At 38.5% G+C, this 16,884-nt stretch carries 16 protein-coding genes; 13 read left to right on the plus strand and 3 right to left on the minus strand.

Annotation, left to right across the window (positions count from 1 at the left end):
• Position 1 precedes the first annotated feature (1 nt).
• Genes KIM67_RS03575 through KIM67_RS03585 form a run of 3 tightly spaced genes read left to right on the plus strand, consistent with a single transcriptional unit; the run spans position 2 to position 1,265 of the window.
• Positions 2-424: a hypothetical protein gene (locus KIM67_RS03575; protein WP_213829997.1), complete on the plus strand. Its 423-nt coding sequence runs from the start codon at positions 2-4 to the stop codon at positions 422-424.
• Complete coding sequence (locus KIM67_RS03580) at positions 424-720, plus strand: DUF721 domain-containing protein (protein WP_163418324.1); 297 nt, start codon at positions 424-426, stop codon at positions 718-720. The genes KIM67_RS03575 and KIM67_RS03580 overlap by 1 nt, the downstream gene beginning before the upstream one ends.
• Before the next feature lie 17 nt (positions 721-737).
• Complete coding sequence (locus KIM67_RS03585) at positions 738-1,265, plus strand: GNAT family N-acetyltransferase (RefSeq protein ID WP_213829998.1); 528 nt, start codon at positions 738-740, stop codon at positions 1,263-1,265.
• Between the two features lie 33 nt (positions 1,266-1,298).
• On the opposite strand, the gene KIM67_RS03590 is transcribed toward KIM67_RS03585, so the two are convergent.
• Positions 1,299-1,718 carry a nucleoside-diphosphate kinase gene (locus tag KIM67_RS03590; protein ID WP_213829999.1) on the minus strand — a complete coding sequence of 140 codons (420 nt, stop codon included), beginning with the start codon at positions 1,716-1,718 and terminating at the stop codon, positions 1,299-1,301.
• A gap of 49 nt (positions 1,719-1,767) precedes the next feature.
• On the minus strand, positions 1,768-2,811 hold the full coding sequence (locus tag KIM67_RS03595; RefSeq protein ID WP_213830000.1) for an alkaline phosphatase D family protein: 1,044 nt from the start codon (positions 2,809-2,811) through the stop codon (positions 1,768-1,770).
• Positions 2,812-2,886: 75 nt separating this feature from the next.
• Here KIM67_RS03595 and KIM67_RS03600 point away from each other — a divergent pair, with 75 nt between their 5' ends.
• From KIM67_RS03600 to KIM67_RS03625, 6 genes are all read left to right on the plus strand, one after another.
• Complete coding sequence (locus KIM67_RS03600; RefSeq protein WP_213830157.1) at positions 2,887-3,903, plus strand: bifunctional oligoribonuclease/PAP phosphatase NrnA; 1,017 nt, start codon at positions 2,887-2,889, stop codon at positions 3,901-3,903.
• Positions 3,900-4,466, plus strand: coding sequence for a gliding motility-associated peptidyl-prolyl isomerase GldI (gene gldI, locus KIM67_RS03605; RefSeq protein WP_213830001.1), 567 nt, complete (start codon positions 3,900-3,902; stop codon positions 4,464-4,466). Before KIM67_RS03600 ends, gldI begins: the two co-directional genes overlap by 4 nt.
• Positions 4,463-5,572 (plus strand): peptidylprolyl isomerase, encoded by a 1,110-nt coding sequence (locus KIM67_RS03610; protein ID WP_163418318.1) that lies wholly within the window; start codon positions 4,463-4,465, stop codon positions 5,570-5,572. The genes gldI and KIM67_RS03610 overlap by 4 nt, the downstream gene beginning before the upstream one ends.
• 148 nt (positions 5,573-5,720) lie before the next feature.
• Positions 5,721-6,788 carry a DUF3810 domain-containing protein gene (locus KIM67_RS03615; RefSeq protein WP_213830002.1) on the plus strand — a complete coding sequence of 356 codons (1,068 nt, stop codon included), beginning with the start codon at positions 5,721-5,723 and terminating at the stop codon, positions 6,786-6,788.
• A gap of 65 nt (positions 6,789-6,853) precedes the next feature.
• Complete coding sequence (locus KIM67_RS03620) at positions 6,854-9,796, plus strand: amidohydrolase family protein (RefSeq protein ID WP_213830003.1); 2,943 nt, start codon at positions 6,854-6,856, stop codon at positions 9,794-9,796.
• 12 nt (positions 9,797-9,808) lie between these two features.
• Positions 9,809-11,101 carry an amidohydrolase family protein gene (locus KIM67_RS03625; protein ID WP_213830004.1) on the plus strand — a complete coding sequence of 431 codons (1,293 nt, stop codon included), beginning with the start codon at positions 9,809-9,811 and terminating at the stop codon, positions 11,099-11,101.
• Between the two features lie 122 nt (positions 11,102-11,223).
• On the opposite strand, the gene KIM67_RS03630 is transcribed toward KIM67_RS03625, so the two are convergent.
• Positions 11,224-12,027 carry a DUF6503 family protein gene (locus KIM67_RS03630; protein ID WP_213830005.1) on the minus strand — a complete coding sequence of 268 codons (804 nt, stop codon included), beginning with the start codon at positions 12,025-12,027 and terminating at the stop codon, positions 11,224-11,226.
• A 69-nt stretch (positions 12,028-12,096) separates the two neighbouring features.
• On the opposite strand from KIM67_RS03630, the gene KIM67_RS03635 reads away from it, so the two are divergent.
• Genes KIM67_RS03635 through KIM67_RS03650 form a run of 4 tightly spaced genes read left to right on the plus strand, consistent with a single transcriptional unit; the run spans position 12,097 to position 16,880 of the window.
• Positions 12,097-12,897: an RNA methyltransferase gene (locus KIM67_RS03635; protein ID WP_213830006.1), complete on the plus strand. Its 801-nt coding sequence runs from the start codon at positions 12,097-12,099 to the stop codon at positions 12,895-12,897.
• A gap of 3 nt (positions 12,898-12,900) precedes the next feature.
• Positions 12,901-14,133 (plus strand): M48 family metallopeptidase, encoded by a 1,233-nt coding sequence (locus KIM67_RS03640; RefSeq protein ID WP_213830007.1) that lies wholly within the window; start codon positions 12,901-12,903, stop codon positions 14,131-14,133.
• Between the two features lie 44 nt (positions 14,134-14,177).
• Entirely contained in the window at positions 14,178-16,382 is a 2,205-nt protein-coding gene (locus tag KIM67_RS03645; protein ID WP_163418311.1) for a bifunctional (p)ppGpp synthetase/guanosine-3',5'-bis(diphosphate) 3'-pyrophosphohydrolase, read from the plus strand.
• 42 nt (positions 16,383-16,424) lie between these two features.
• Positions 16,425-16,880: a Fur family transcriptional regulator gene (locus tag KIM67_RS03650; protein ID WP_213830008.1), complete on the plus strand. Its 456-nt coding sequence runs from the start codon at positions 16,425-16,427 to the stop codon at positions 16,878-16,880.
• Positions 16,881-16,884: the final 4 nt, after the last annotated feature.

Consider the following 16,884-nt stretch of genomic DNA (forward strand, 5'->3'; position numbering starts at 1 on the left):
CATGAAGCGAATAGTTCTGTTTGTTATAGTTCTGAACTTATGGGGATGCAATGAAACTCCAATTTCCAAAGAAGATATTTCTTTTTTGAACGGATATTGGGAAATTACAGAAGTTGAGTTCCCAGATGGCCAAAAAAAGAACTATTCCATTAATCCAAGCGTAGATTTTATTCAAGTAGAAAATATGGAAGGCTTCCGTAAAAAATTACAGCCTTCATTTAATGGTACCTATACGACTTCAAATGATACTGAATCCTTTAAAATCATCCGTATCAATGAAGCATTTACAATACAGTACAAAAAAGACCGGAACGAATGGGAAGAAAAATTGGTGCATTTAGATACTATGTCATTCTCCGTACTCAATACAGAAGGAAAGACATATTCTTATAAACGCTTTCAACCTATAACCATACCCAAATAATGGCGAAACGGCACAATTCGTATCTTAATCTAAGTGATGCACTGGGGGAGTTCATCAAAGACAACAAGCTCCAAAAAGGTATGGATAAAGTTGAAGCAAAAGATGCCTGGGTAAAATTGATGGGGAACGGGGTGAACAATTATACAACCGCTGTAGAGTTGCGCAACGAAACCTTGTTCGTTTCACTATCTTCCTCTGTACTTAGGGAGGAATTAAGCCTGGGAAAAACCAAAATCATTGCAATGCTCAATGAAGAATTGGGAAAAGATTTGATTAAGAAGCTGGTTTTACGCTAATCGTTTTTAGGAGTCTGATGAAAAATTTTATTGAAACGAAAAGGCTGATACTCTGCGAGGCCACCTTAGAAGATTCAGAATTTTTTTATACGTTATTGAACAGCCCAAATTGGATAGAATTTATTGGAGACAAGGGAGTTCGAACTCAAGAAGATGCAAAGCAGTATATACAGTCCAATTTGATTGATTCTTATCAAAAAAACGGTTATGGCCTCTTAACAATGTCTTTAAAAGAATCTAAAAAGCCCATCGGTATTTGTGGTTTTGTTAGACGGGACTATCTAAATAGTCCGGATATAGGATTTGCAATTCTTCCTGAACATGAAGGTAAAGGATACACTACAGAAGCGTGCGAAGCGATTATAAACTATGGAAAAACCGAACTTAAGTTGCAAACTATTTTAGGGATAACCACTCTTGAAAATACTAAATCGCGCAACCTTCTTACCAAAATCGGTCTTTTTGAAATTGGTAATCTTCAACCCGAAAAGAATAAGAGGGAGTTTCTACTTTTTTCCACAAAAAAAGCCACTCAAACTGAGTAGCTTTTATATTGTGTATCAAAGTGTAATTATTGTCTAAAATATTTCCCTTCCAGAAAAATGGAAAGAACCTTCAATTTTTGCATTTTCATCACTATCTGAACCGTGAACCGCGTTTTCTCCTATGCTTGAAGCATATAATTTACGAATCGTACCTTCAGCAGCTTCTTCTGGGTTGGTAGCACCTATTAAAGCACGAAAATCTTCAACAGCATTGTCTTTTTCCAAAATTGCAGCAACTATTGGACCTCTGGTCATAAATTCCACCAATTCTCCAAAGAAAGGTCGTTCTTTATGGATAGCGTAGAATTCCTGCGCATCCCTTTTGCTCAATTGCGTGTACTTCATGGCCACTATCTTAAAACCTGCAGCCGTTATCTTTTCCAAAATAGCCCCAATATATCCGTTTTCTACGGCATCGGGTTTTATCATGGTGAATGTTCTATTTCCGGTCATTTCTTAAAATTTTGCGCAAACTTACGGCTTTTCGACTAATGAACAAGATTTAATACTGCTGTTTTAACTCTTGAAAAACAAGGCCGTTTTCACCCATCATCATTAAATGTGCTTCTTTAGTTCCAAGATGCAGTTTTATGATTCCAAAACTTGGAACCGCCACTACTTCTCCTGTCCTAAACCTATTGGGTTCACTGGTAAAATCTGAGTAAGAATGTGTAAGTCCGCTGCTTGTAAAATCTATTAGAGGATATGGTATTTGTGGTAGTTCTACTTTTGAAAATTCTGAAATGTGACGGTCACCGGACAATATCATCACCCCCTTGGCACCAGATGATGTAATACTGTTTTTAAGCTTCTCCACATCTTTTGGAAAATTGCTCCAACTTTCAAAACCATGCTCTCCTGATAAAAACTGGATACTGGTGACAATAAGATTGAAATCGGCTTCAGAATTGTCCAGTTCCTTTTGCAACCAATTCCACTGGGCATTGCCTAAAATTGTAGCATCTGCATTTGTATTAGGTTTATAACGTCTCTTTGGGTCTGGATCCGATTCTAGAGGACTTCTAAAATATCTGGTATCCAACACTAGAATTTTGACCTTGCCTTGTGGCGTTTCAAACAAATGCGAAGTATAGACACCTTCTTGGTTTCTTCTTTTACTATCTTTAGGAACTCCCATAAAATCCAAAAACAACTGTTGGCTTTCTTTTTTCTTGGAAAATTCCTCTCCACCATCATTTAATCCATAATCATGATCATCCCAAGTACCGATAACTGGGATTGTTTCGTTCAATAGTTTATAGTATTCATTTCCAAGTTGTTTGTTATACATAGATTTTAATTCCTCCATATTTTCGGTATCCGCATAAATATTGTCGCCTCCCCATATCCAAACATCAGGGTTCTCTTTTAAAATATCGTCCCAAAACGGATTCGCTTCATTTTGCTTATTGCACGAGCCAAAAGCGACCGTAAAAATAGTACCCGCTTTTCCTGTATTTTCAACAATAGTAGAAGGAACAGTTTGCTGGCTCTTACAACCAAAAACAAGGGCAACGACACTAAATAAAACAATAAAATTTCTCATGATCACAATTTATGGTTTGACAAAAATAGGGTATCCAGAGTTACGACTATGTTATATTATTGTATCTTTGAACGCATGAATTTAGAGGACATCACGACGGTTAAGTCGATTCTTTCCAAGCCCCAAAAAATCGTAATCATACCTCATAAGAATCCAGACGGAGACGCCATAGGTTCGTGTTTGGGACTGAACGGTTTTCTTATTTCACAAGGACATGATTCCACTGTCATAGCGCCAAACGATTACCCAAAGTTTCTAAAATGGATGCCAGGAAACGAGTCCATCTTAAATTTTGAGAAAGAAAATTCGCAGTCTAAAAAATGTTTGGAAGAAGCAACAGTAGTCTTCACGCTCGACTTTAATGATCTATCTAGAGTAGGACAGTTGGAATCGGTTTTAAAAGAAAAAGAAGCTACTTTTATTATGATCGACCATCACCAACAACCTAGCGGCTATGCAACGGTTACCTATTCAGATGTTAGGATGAGCTCTACTTGCGAAATGGTCTATAATTTCATTGAATATTTAAGTGAAATCGATAAAATAGATGAAGAAATCGCAACCAACCTGTATACGGGAATCATGACAGATACCGGCTCGTTCAAATATAGGTCGACCTCTAGCAGAACGCATCGTGTTATAGCGGATTTAATAGATAGAGGGGCCCATAATATGGAAATCCACCAAAGGGTCTACGATACTAATTCCCCCTCTCGGCTTCATCTCTTGGGTGTAGCGCTGAGCAACATGGTCATACTCCCAGAATATAGCACGGCCTATATAACGCTTTCGCAAGAAGAGTTGGATAAACATGATTTTAAAAAAGGAGACACCGAAGGTTTTGTCAATTATGGGTTGACCTTGGAAGGGATTATTTTTGCAGTCATCTTTATTGAAAACAAAGAAGAGGGAATCATAAAAATATCGTTCCGTTCCATTGGTGATTTTTCGGTAAATGAATTTGCCAGAAAACATTTTAACGGAGGTGGACATGACAATGCTGCTGGTGGAAGAAGCGACATGAGTATAAAAGAAACCACAAAACAATTCGTTACACTTTTAGAGTCCTATAAAAACCAACTATGTTCATGAGAATTGTGTTTTTTATTTTTTTGGCCCTTCTAATGGTAAATTGTGGAGGACCAGAACCAAGAAAACCGGTAAAAGTAAAATCGGGGAGTTTTTTTAAGGAATCCGTTGAGCGAAATAAAGAACTGCTTGCCCTGGAGGAAAAAATGGTACAGGCAATCATTGAAAAAGACACCATACATGATTACCAAGCCAGTCCAAACGGGTTCTGGTATTATTTTGAAACAAAAAACGATACCGCAACTTACCTACCAAAAACAAACGATCAAATATTGTTTTCCTACAATCTTCTATCATTGGCAAATGATACTATTTATACCATGGAGGATAAAGGCCCAACATCTTACGTTGTGGACAAGGAACAACTCTTTCCCGGGCTTCAAAATGCGGTGAAATTGCTAAAAGTAAGTGAGCGGGCAACATTTTTGTTTCCATCCCTGCAAGCCTACGGATACCATGGTGACGGAAATGATATTGGACCAAAAACACCATTAAAATCTACAATAGAATTGCATACAATAATCATAAATCAAGACAGTTTAAATTTAAAATCAGAAAAACAATGAAACAATACCTTGTTTTAATAGCACTATGTTCAATCGTATTCTTGGGATGCAAATCTGGCAAATATGCTGATTTGGAAGATGGGATTTATGCAGATATACAGACTAGCCAAGGCGATATTCTCGTAAAACTGGAGCACGAAAAAACCCCAGTTACCGTCGCCAATTTTGTATCATTGGCGGAAGGAAAAAGCCCCTTTGTAAGCGACAGTCTTAAAGATAAAAAGTATTACGACGGACTTATTTTTCATAGAATCATCAAAGATTTTATGATTCAAGGAGGCGATCCTACAGGTACAGGACGTGGAAATCCCGGCTATAAATTTAAAGATGAGTTCCATGATTCACTTTCTCACTCAAAAAAAGGAATTCTATCCATGGCAAACTCCGGTCCCAAAACCAATGGAAGCCAATTTTTTATAACACACAAAGAAACCCCATGGTTAGATGGCAGACATACCGTTTTTGGTGAAGTTGTGGAAGGAATGGACGTTGTGGATACGCTTGCAAATGTTGAAGTGGTCGCTCCTGCCAACAAACCTAAAGTAGATGTGGTCATGAATGCCGTTGAAATCATACGAAACGGTAAAGAGGCAAAAAAGTTTGATGCCATTCAGATTATGACCGATTATTTTGCAGAGGAGGAAGCCGTAGTTGCCGCTTTTGAAAAAATGAAAAGTGAATTATTGGCCGATTTTGAACAACAAAAAGAAGCAGCCGAAGAAAGCGATTCAGAATTAAAAATCTTTTCATTGACCAAAGGAGAGGGCGAACAGCCAAAAATAGGTCAGAAAGTATTGGTAAACTATGCTGGATGGTTGCCGAACGGAGATCTATTCGATAGCAATTATGAGGATATTGCCGTCAAATTCAATAAGTACGACGATAGAAGAAAGCAAGGTGGCGGCTATTCCCCCGTACCTATGGAATACGGGCCCGAAGCACGTTTGATTCCTGGATTCAAAGAAGGGTTACAAACGATGAAAGTTGGTGATAAAATTCGTTTATTTATTCCACCACATCTGGGCTATGGAGCACAAGGTGGAGGCCCTATACCACCAAACTCTGACCTTATCTTTGATTTGGAAATCGTTGGAATTCAAGAATAGTTTTCCAAAAAAAAATTAGTTAAAAAGTCGCGCAGATGCGCGACTTTTTTGTTTTACCATAAAAGTATGTTAAGGGCTGAACGGATGTTGGCAATATAAAAATTAAGAGCTAGTTTCGGCAGATACTATAGTTGCTTTGCATTTTTTAATGAAACAAAAAATTAAGACCATACTGATCATTGCCTTACCGCTTCAGGTAATCTTGGTAAAATGGTTGGGCAATTATCCAGAACTTGTAGAAGCACATTACAGTAATGGTATATATCCTATCATCTCACGTTTTTTGAGAATACTCTTTGGATGGGTTCCATTCTCCGTAGGAGATCTTTTTTACACGGTTTTAGTGTTTTTGGCTTTGCGATATATTTACAAACATCACAAATCAATCAGAAGAAAACCTTTAGAGTTCTTAAAGAATATTTTTGTGGTATTGTCTATAGCATATTTTATTTTTCATTTGCTCTGGGGTTTAAATTATTACCGACACCCCATAACTTGGAGATTCCAGATTGAAAAAGAATATACCCTAGAACAGTTGGTTTCCACTACCAAACATTTAACGAGGCAGGCTAATAACTACCAAGTACAAATTACCGGTGATACCATTGATCCAGTTGAAATTCCGTATTCAAGAAAGGAAATCTTCAAAAGGACAGAAGAAGGATATGCTAAGTTAAAGGAATACTATCCCGATTTTGAATACAAAACCCCAAGTCTTAAAGCCTCAATTTATAGTCTTCCGCTCACCTATATGGGATATGGAGGGTATTTAAACCCTTTTTCCAATGAGGCGCAAGTGAACGGATTATTACCTGCATTTAGATTACCGACCGTAAGCGGGCACGAAGTGGGGCACCAGTTGGGGTATTCTGCAGAAGATGCCACCAATCTGATAGGTTTTTTGGTCACCTCAAAAAATGACGACGTCTATTTTAAATATGCCGCTTACTCTCATGCTTTGGGCTATTGCCTATCGGATTTATCAAGAAAAGACGAAGCAAGATTTAATGCGCTTATTGAAAAACTCAATCCAGGCGTGAAGAAAAACTTTAGGGAAGTAGCCACTTTCTGGGAGCACTATGAAAACCCATTAGAGCCTGTGTTCAAATCGCTTTTTAATACCTTTTTAAAAGCAAACAATCAACAGGAAGGTATCCAAAGTTACAACTCGGTAGTAGGGCTTGTCATTGGTTATCATGAAAAGTACGGTTTTTAGAAACTCGCTTGTAGAATAGCATCACTTCAATTACCTTTAAACAGACTAATCCAATATACGAGCACATGAAAATGAAACTCTTTGCTTTCGCTTTATTTTTGGGCGGAACGGCTTTGTTTGCACAAGATTATTTTCCAAAGAATGATGGTGTCAAAACAAAGAACAACAACTACAGGGCATTCACAAATGCCAAGATATACATTACCCCTACCCAAGTTATAGAAAATGGGACACTGCTTATTCAAAATGGAAAAGTAGTACAAGCAGGAAGCAATGTGACAATTCCAAAAAATACTGTCATTGAAGATTTAAAAGGAAAATATATTTATCCTTCTTTTATTGATGTGTTTTCCAGTTTTGGGGTAAAGATGCCCGAAAAAGCTAAAAGTAGCGGGCGTTCGGCACAGTATGGGCCTTCAAGAGAAGGGTTTTACTGGAATGACCATATTATGCCAGAAAATAATGCAATAACCAGTTTCACATATGATAAGAAAAAAGCAGAAGTACTGCGCAAGGTTGGTTTTGGAACGGTTAACTCCCATATTCAAGATGGTATAGTTAGGGGAACAGGAGTTCTAGTGACCTTAAATGATGAGGGAAACGAATCTGAACGAATATTGGATGACAGGTCCTCTCAATACCATTCTTTCAAAAAAAGTATCGCCAAAAATCAATCTTACCCAACTTCGCTTATGGGAACAACTGCTCTACTGCGACAGTTATATTACGATATGGATTGGTATGGCAAAGGCAACGTGTCAACAAAAGACCGTTCCATTGAAGCATTGATAGAAAACAAAAACATGACGCAGATCTTTGCTGCTGGAAATAATGGAAATGTATTGCGAGCCGATAAAATTGGCGACCAGTTTGGAATTCAATATGCAATTTTAGCGGGTGGTGACGAATATGAAAACATAAAAGAAGTTAAAGCTACAAATGCCAAACTGATCGTTCCCATTAACTTCCCAAAAGCTTATGATGTCTCCAATCCCTATGAAGCACACTATGTTGCTTTAAAAGATATGCGGCATTGGAACCTAGCGCCTTCAAACCCAAAAGTTTTAGAGGAAAACACCATTCAATTTGCGCTCACGCTTCATGATTTAAAATCACCTACAGATTTTACATCAAAATTGATGAAAGCCTTAAAATATGGACTTTCAAAAACAACGGCATTGGAAGCACTGACGACCGTACCAGCAAACATTTTGGGCAAAACCAATCAAATTGGCACGTTGCAACCTGGCAGACAGGCAAATTTTTTGATCACTTCAGGAGATATTTTTGAAAAAGGAAACACGCTTTACGAAAATTGGGTACAAGGCAAAAAACATGTTATCAATCCAAAAGATCAAAAGGATATTCGGGGAGAATACAGTCTTTCTGCCAACGGAAAAACATACACGGTTTCAATCAGTGGAGATGCTGGTAAACCAAAGGCAAGTGTCAAACAAGACACCTTAAAACTGGATTCAAAAACTGACTACACCGAAGATTGGTTAAACCTGTCCTTTTCCAATAAAGCGGGAGAATCCTATCGGTTGATAGCCCTTATCACGGACAATACAGAAAACATTAAAGGGAAAATGATGTCACCCGATAGTAGGGAGTCATCCGTTACCCTTCGAAGAACATCAGCTTTCCAAGAAAAAGCAAAGAAAGATAGTGCACATTCTGCTCCAGAATTGGTAAGCCTATCCTACCCCAATGTAGGCTACGGTTATAAGACCAAACCAAAGCAGGAAAACACTCTTTTTAAGAACGCAACCGTTTGGACAGGGGAAGCCATCCTAGAAAACACCGATGTTCTTGTCAAGAACGGAAAAATTTCGAGGATAGGGAAAGATTTAAATGCAGGAAGTGCCAAGACCGTTGATGCAACTGGAAAGCATGTAACCGCTGGAATCATAGATGAGCATTCCCATATTGCGGCATTGGCTATCAACGAAGCGGGCCACAACTCGACTGCCGAAGTAAAAATGACAGACGTAATCGACCCGAAAGATATGGACATCTATAGAAATTTGGCTGGTGGAGTTACTACACTTCAGTTACTGCACGGTTCTGCAAACCCAGTTGGTGGACGTTCGGCAATCCTAAGATTAAAATGGGGCGAAAGTGCGGACGGACTTATATTCCAAGACTCTCCCAAGTTTATAAAGTTTGCGTTGGGCGAAAATGTAAAACAGTCCAATTGGCAGAGCTTTTCACGTTTCCCGCAAACACGTATGGGCGTTGAACAGGTTTTTGTAGATTATTTTCAGCGGGCAAAAGAATACGATGCCAAGAAAAAAAGTGGTCAACCTTTTCGGTACGATGAAGAAATGGAAACCCTTGCGGAGATTTTGAACGGAGAGCGATTTATAAGTTGTCATTCCTACGTACAGAGCGAGATAAACATGCTGATGAAGGTCGCGGAGAAATTTGATTTTACCGTAAATACTTTCACCCACATTCTTGAAGGATACAAGGTGGCCGATAAAATGGCCGAACACGGTGTTGGAGGTTCCACTTTTAGTGATTGGTGGGCGTACAAGTATGAAGTAAATGATGCCATCCCCCACAATGCTGCAATAATGGCAAGCCAAGGCGTTACCGTAGCTATAAACAGTGATGATGCAGAAATGTCCAGAAGATTGAATCAAGAAGCGGGCAAAACAGTTAAATATGGTGGTATGTCAGAAATTGAAGCATGGAAAACCGTAACGCTGAATCCAGCAAAACTATTACACATCGATGAGCGCGTAGGGAGTATAGAAGTTGGCAAGGATGCAGATCTGGTGCTGTGGAGCGACCATCCGCTTTCTGTGTATGCCAAAGCAGAAAAGACCATGATCGAAGGTGTAATCTATTTTGATTTGGAAAAAGACAAAATGCTTAGAGAAGCTGCAAAAAAAGAGCGAAACATGCTTATAAATATGATGCTCAATGAAAAAGAGAGCGGAAAAAAAATGCAAGGCCCAAAACAGAACAAAAAAGATAGGTTTCACTGCGATAGCCTTTAAAACTATAAAAACATGAAAAGAATATTAGTATCACTACTCGTTTTAGGGTTTACAGGGAGTTTTACGCTGTCCGCACAGCAGACGCCAGCTTCAGCCCAATCCGAAGCAATTACGATAACAGGTGCAACTGCCCATATTGGCAATGGAACAATTAAGGAGAACTGTACCTTGGTTTTTGAAGATGGTAAAATAACTGCCATAGGTGGCTCGGAAATTGAAAGTAAAGGACAAGTTATCAATGCGAACGGAAAACATATCTACCCTGGGTTTATAGCTCCAGGCAAGGCTTTAGGTCTGGTTGAGGTCAATGCGGTAAGAGCAAGTAATGACCAAGACGAAATTGGTGATATGATTCCACATATACGCAGTATAATTGCATATAATGCCGAATCTAAAGTAATAGAAAGTATGCGTCCCAATGGCGTGTTGTTAAGTCAAATAACACCAAAAGGCGGAAGGATTTCGGGTACATCCTCTATCGTACAGTTTGATGCTTGGAACTGGGAAGATGCAGCTGTAAAGACAGATGATGGCATCCACTTGAACTGGCCAACGCTTTTCAGAAATGGTAGATGGTGGATGGGAGAACCAAGAGGTTTTATCCCTAATAAAGACTATCAAAAACAGGTCAATGATGTTAAGACCTTTATGCAAAACGCAAATGCCTATGGCAAGGGAAATGCTAATGAAGTTAACGCTCCATATGCAGCCATGCAAGGTATTTTTGATGGTTCCAAACACTTATACATCTATGCCGACGGTGAAAAAGAGATAATGGACGCTATTACGAACGCTAAAGAAGCTGGAGCAGCAAAAATAGTTCTGGTAGGTGGATATCATGCCCATAAAATTTCTGATTTTCTAAAGGAAAACAACATTCCTATTTTGGTCAATTTTACCCATACCCTACCAAAATTCGATGATGACGATTATGATTTCACGTATAAACTACCAAAACTATTAGTGGATGAAGGATTAATTGTGGGACTTCAAAATGCATCAGCTTCAAACTTTCAGACCAGGAATCTGCCTTTCTACGCAGGTCAAGTGGTCGCGCAAGGATTAGAGAAGGAAAAAGCGTTACAATTGATAACTGGAAACAATGCAAAAATCTTAGGTATCGATGCTGATTACGGCACCCTGGAAGTTGGTAAAAGCGCCACACTGTTCATTTCTGAGGGTGATGCTTTGGATATGCGCACCAACCAACTTTCCAGAGCCTTTATAGATGGACGCGATATCTCTTTGGAAACCCATCAAACGGAACTTTGGAAAAGATACATGGGCAAGTACGAAGGGAAGTAGAATTTGGGCTATGTGCTAAACGCTACAAGCCACGCACAATTTACAACTTTAGTGTAGGCGAATAGCGTTTAGCGTTTATTGTTGGTTTGTACTACGTTTTGAAACCAAACTAAACCCAAATATTAATTTTTCTTCACCTCAACAAATTTTGCAGCTTCAGGTTTTGCGTAAAAATCTTCTGATTTTGAATTAGTATCCACCATTACATTTTCAAAAGCGACCGTGCTTCTGGCATCTAGGATTTTACCTTCTTCGACACTATGCCATGTAATTGATTTTGGTAAAGTAAGACCATGTAGGGTTTGCCAATCGTCATATCTAATCCATTTTACGTTATCAGAAGCTTCACCAGACCTGTAGGTCACAGTGTATCCCAACCAAGCCATTTGATGGTTATCAGGATTATAATGGATAAAATATTCATCTTTGGAAGACGCACCCACACCAGATTCATAAGAAATTCGTATGCCAGGATAGTTTTTGCCCTCATAGACCAGGTCTTCTGTCTCCGAGTAAATGATACCATCATCGGCAAGGACAAAAGGCATTGCATAAAAATAGAACATCAGGTTATGGTAAAAACCGGCATCGCCTTTATATTCATTTTCAGTATCTAAAAGCCAAACTTCTTTTCCATCAAAACCAAGAGAAAACTTATCGATATCCACCCTATCTTTTCGTGACCATAAATCTATGGTATGTGTCTCTGTAAAATCTTTTTTTGGCAAATCATAAGACAGTGTTCTGTGTCTATTCCAGGTTTCCAACCCCCCATGGGCAGCAAAAACTTTTTCCAAGGCCTCTGGAAATGCTTTTTTAGGTTCAAGGCTTTCTTCTTGAGGACTTGTTTTTGCTTCCTCTTTTTTTGGAGCAGGCTTACAGGCGCCAATGGCAATTGCGAGCAGCAGGATAATTACTTTGTTCATATTATTTAGTTTGTCGCTTTGTCGGAAAAAACTGTTGAAGATTACAAGAATACGTATTTTTGAAGTGTGATGGAAACTAAATTGATTAGCAGTACCCAGAACCCATTGATTAAAAAGGTATTGCTGCTAAAGGAAAAATCCCGTGAACGAAAAAAAACTGGATTTTTTATAATAGAAGGACAGCGAGAAATTGAACTTGCACTTAAAGGGGACTATCTTCTGAAGACAATACTTTTCTGCCCCGAAGTCCGGACCAATTTTAATATTTCCGCCTACTCCAAAAAACAAAAAATTGAGATTGTACAACTATCCAAACCTGTTTATGAGAAAATAGCTTATAGGGAAAAAACAGAAGGTATTTTGGCCATTGCCAAAGGAAAATCACATGGCCTTTCCCAAATTCAATTTAAAACCGACAATCCTTTAATCCTCGTAGCTGAAGCACCTGAAAAACCAGGAAACATAGGTGCATTATTACGAACCGCAGATGCAGCTGCCGTAGATGCTGTTTTAATTGCCAATCCTAAATCCGACCTATATAATCCCAATATTGTGCGCTCTAGTGTTGGATGTTTGTTCACAAACCAAATTGGTAGTGGAACTACAGAAGAGGTTATCCATTTTTTAAAGGAGAACAAAATTAAAATATATTGTGCTGTGCTAAGTGCATCTAAAAACTACTTGGATTGTACTTTCAATGCAGCTACCGCAATTGTTGTTGGCACCGAAGCTACCGGATTAACAGAAGCTTGGCTTCAGAATTCCGACCAAAACCTAATAATCCCGATGCAGGGTGAAATCGATTCTATGAATGTTTCCGTATCGGCAGCAATACTTATATTTGAAGCCAAGCGGCAACGTGGACTATAGCCTATGGAAAAAACTACTCTGTTCTACATTATTATAGGTATTCTAGTGATTCAATATTTGATTCATCAATTATTGGAGTATCTCAATGCAAAACATTTTAGAACCAAAGTGCCTTCAGAATTAAGCGATGTCTATGACGACAAGGAATACCATAAATCGCAACAATACAAGAATGCCAATTACCAGTTCAGTTTATTTTCTGATGGTTTCTCCTTGATACTCACCCTTTGTTTTTTATTCTTTGGAGGCTTTGAATGGATAGATACGTTAACGCGTTCTGTTACTACCGATACAATCCCTATGGCACTGCTATTTTTTGGAATCATTATGTTGGGAAGCACCTTTCTAGGGATTCCTTTTTCATATTACCAGACTTTTGTTATCGAGGAACGCTATGGTTTTAATAAAACCTCCAAAAAATTGTTTTTGTTTGATAAGATCAAAGGACTCTTGATTACTATAATTTTTGGTGGAGGTGTGCTCTCACTCTTTATATTGTTCTATCAATGGACAGGGCCAAATTTTTGGATCTACGCTTGGATCATGATCGGTGTTGTGATTTTGTTCATGAACCTTTTTTACAGCAGGTTAATAGTTCCTCTATTTAACAAGCAGACTCCGCTTGCGGAAGGAAGTCTAAAAAATGCAATCGAGAACTATGCCAAAAAAGTTGGTTTTGAGCTTAATAATATTTTTGTGATTGACGGCTCAAAAAGATCGACCAAGGCCAATGCTTACTTTTCCGGTTTTGGGAAGGAAAAACGAATTACATTGTTCGATACCCTCATCAATGATTTGAGCGAAGATGAAATTGTTGCGGTCTTAGCGCATGAAGTCGGACATTACAAAAGAAAACACATCATTTTTAACTTGATAGTCTCTCTAGGGTTAACTGGTTTTACACTTTTTATCCTTTCTCTTTTCATCAATATTCCAGAAGTATCCTTGGCCATAGGGGTAAACACAGCTAGTTTTCATGCTGGCTTGGTCGGTTTTGTGTTATTGTACAGCCCCATTTCTGAGATTACTGGATTGGCCATGAACTACCTATCCAGAAGGTTTGAGTTTCAAGCGGACGATTATGCCAAAAATACGTTTGCTGCCATGCCTTTGGTAACCTCATTGAAAAAATTATCAAAAAACAGTTTGAGCAATTTAACCCCGCACCCTGCCTACGTTTTTGTACACTACTCCCATCCACCTCTTGTTGAACGCATTAGAAACCTAAAGGCATAATTTTTGTTGTTTACGTTTGAAGATTATGGTAACTTTAATATAATATGACGGAAGCTGCTATAGAAAAAGAGAACAAGCAAATTGCGAAGCAATACAAAGAATTGCTCCGGATAAGCTATCAAAACTTGACTTCGGAGGACAAGAAATTAATACGCTCAGCTTTTGACGTGGCCGTTGATGCACATAAAGACCAGCGTAGAAAATCTGGTGAGGCTTATATTTTTCATCCAATCGCCGTGGCAAAGATAGTAGCCTCGGAAATTGGTTTGGATGCCGTTTCCATAGCTTCTGCTTTGCTTCACGATGTCGTGGAAGATACGCCTTACACACTCGCGGATATAGAGCGTATGTTTGGTGAAACCGTTGCCCGTATCGTTGACGGCCTCACAAAAATATCACACTTAAAAAAGGATAAGGATGTAAGTCAGCAAGCAGAGAACTTTAGAAAAATGCTGTTGACCTTGCATGATGATGTACGGGTTATCATTATCAAAATTGCGGATAGGTACCACAACATGCTCACCATGGATTCCATGCCCGAGCACAAACAAGTGAAGATAGCTTCGGAAACCTTATACATTTATGCACCATTGGCCCATCGAATAGGGCTTTACAATATAAAAACACATTTAGAGGACCTCAGCTTAAAATATACGGAGCCAGAAGTATACCAAGATATACAGGCAAAAATTGAAGATACCGAGGAAGAACAATTGGCTTACATCGAAGATTTTTCCAATGTTATAAGGACTTCACTGGATAAAGAAGGACTGAATTACGACATCAAAGGAAGGATGAAATCCATTTTTTCCATCAGAAGAAAAATGAAGGTACAAAATGTTTCTTTTGATGAGGTGTACGACAAATTTGCCCTGCGTATCATTTACAAATCGGATAGAAAAAATGAAAAGTTTTTAGCTTGGAAAATCTATTCTATCGTAACGGATCATTTTACGCCAAACCCCATTCGTTTGCGGGATTGGATTACATCGCCAAAATCTACAGGCTATGAAGCCTTGCACATTACCGTTATGGGACCCAAGGGAAAATGGGTAGAGGTGCAAATACGCAGCGAACGTATGCACGAGATTGCAGAAAAGGGATATGCAGCCCATTTTAAATACAAACATGGCGAACAGAAAGAACAAGGTATAGAAGATTGGTTAAACCGTTTACAGGAAGCATTAGAGACTTCAAACAACAATGCCGTTGATTTTGTAGAGGAATTTAAGCTCAATCTCTATTCAAAAGAGATTTTTGTATTTACGCCCAAGGGAGAATTAAAGTCCATGCCCAAAGGAGCTACACCTTTGGATTTTGCTTTTCACATTCACACTGAGATAGGCATGAAAACCAGAGGGGCTAGAGTCAATGGAAAGTTGGTCCCCTTAGGGTCAGAGCTACGCAGCGGTGACCAAGTTGAAATTATTACTTCGGAAAGTGCCAAGCCCAATCAAAGTTGGTTGGATTATGCACATACGGCACGGGCACGCTCAAAAATCAAATCATCGCTTGGCGAGGAGAAAAAAAGTGTTGCAGCAGATGGTAAAGAAATCCTTCGTAGAAAACTTAAGTCGCAAAAAATAACGCTTAACGAGGATACGGTCAATAAGCTGGTCACTTATTTTAAATTAAAGACCAGCCTAGATTTATTCTATCGCGTAGGTATTGGTGTTATAGATAATGAACGAATCAAGGAATTTGCATCGTCATATCACAATGCATTCTTAAACTTCTTTAAAAACAGAATCAGACGAAATCCTACTCCCAAGGATATTGATAAGGAAGAGATTACCACTACGTATGACATGCTTGTTTTTGGCAAGGAAGAGGAAAAATTAAGCTATAAGCTTTCGCAGTGTTGCAATCCTATTCCAGGGGATGATGTTTTTGGTTTTTTAAGTGTAAGCGATGGTATAAAGGTGCACAAGAAAAATTGCCCCAATGCGATTTCCCTGCAATCCAACTACGCCTACAGAATCATGACGGCCAAATGGATAGATTCGACCCAAGAAGACTTTAAGGCAGATATTAATATTACAGGAATCGACAATTTGGGACTTGTAAATGAAATTACCAATATTATATCGGACAATATGCACGTAAACATGCGAAATTTAAATTTTTCTGCTGATGGCGGAACGTTTACGGGCAAGATTACATTGGTCGTAAAAAACAATGCCATCTTAAAAAAGTTGGTCAACAATTTAAAGCAGATAGAGGGCATAGACAAAGTCACCAGAATTTAATTTTTAGCTGTACCTTTGTCCTTTAGTTTAGGTCAGAAAGCTATGGGGAACAACAAAAATCAGGAAATTGTAAAAAATGTATTCACTTCTTTTTTAGAGGATAATGGGCATCGCAAAACACCAGAACGCTATGCAATTTTACAGGAAATCTATAATAGCGATGACCATTTTGATGTAGAATCCCTTTACATCAAAATGAAAACAAAAAATTATAGGGTAAGCCGTGCCACATTATATAATACGATTGAGCTTTTGTTGGATTGTAAGTTAGTGCGAAAACATCAATTTGGAAAAAATCAGGCACAATACGAAAAATCCTATTTTGACCGTCAACATGATCATGTCATACTTACAGATACGGGAGAAGTGGTAGAGTTCTGTGACCCTAGAATCCAATCCATTAAAAAGACAATAGAAGAGGTTTTTGACATTAAAATCAGTAACCACTCCCTGTATTTCTACGGAACACGAAACAAAGAAGAAAACCTAACCGAATAACCAA

Origin of the sequence: Flagellimonas sp. 389, assembly GCF_018449435.1 — a bacterium.
In the GTDB taxonomy this organism is placed as follows: domain Bacteria; phylum Bacteroidota; class Bacteroidia; order Flavobacteriales; family Flavobacteriaceae; genus Flagellimonas.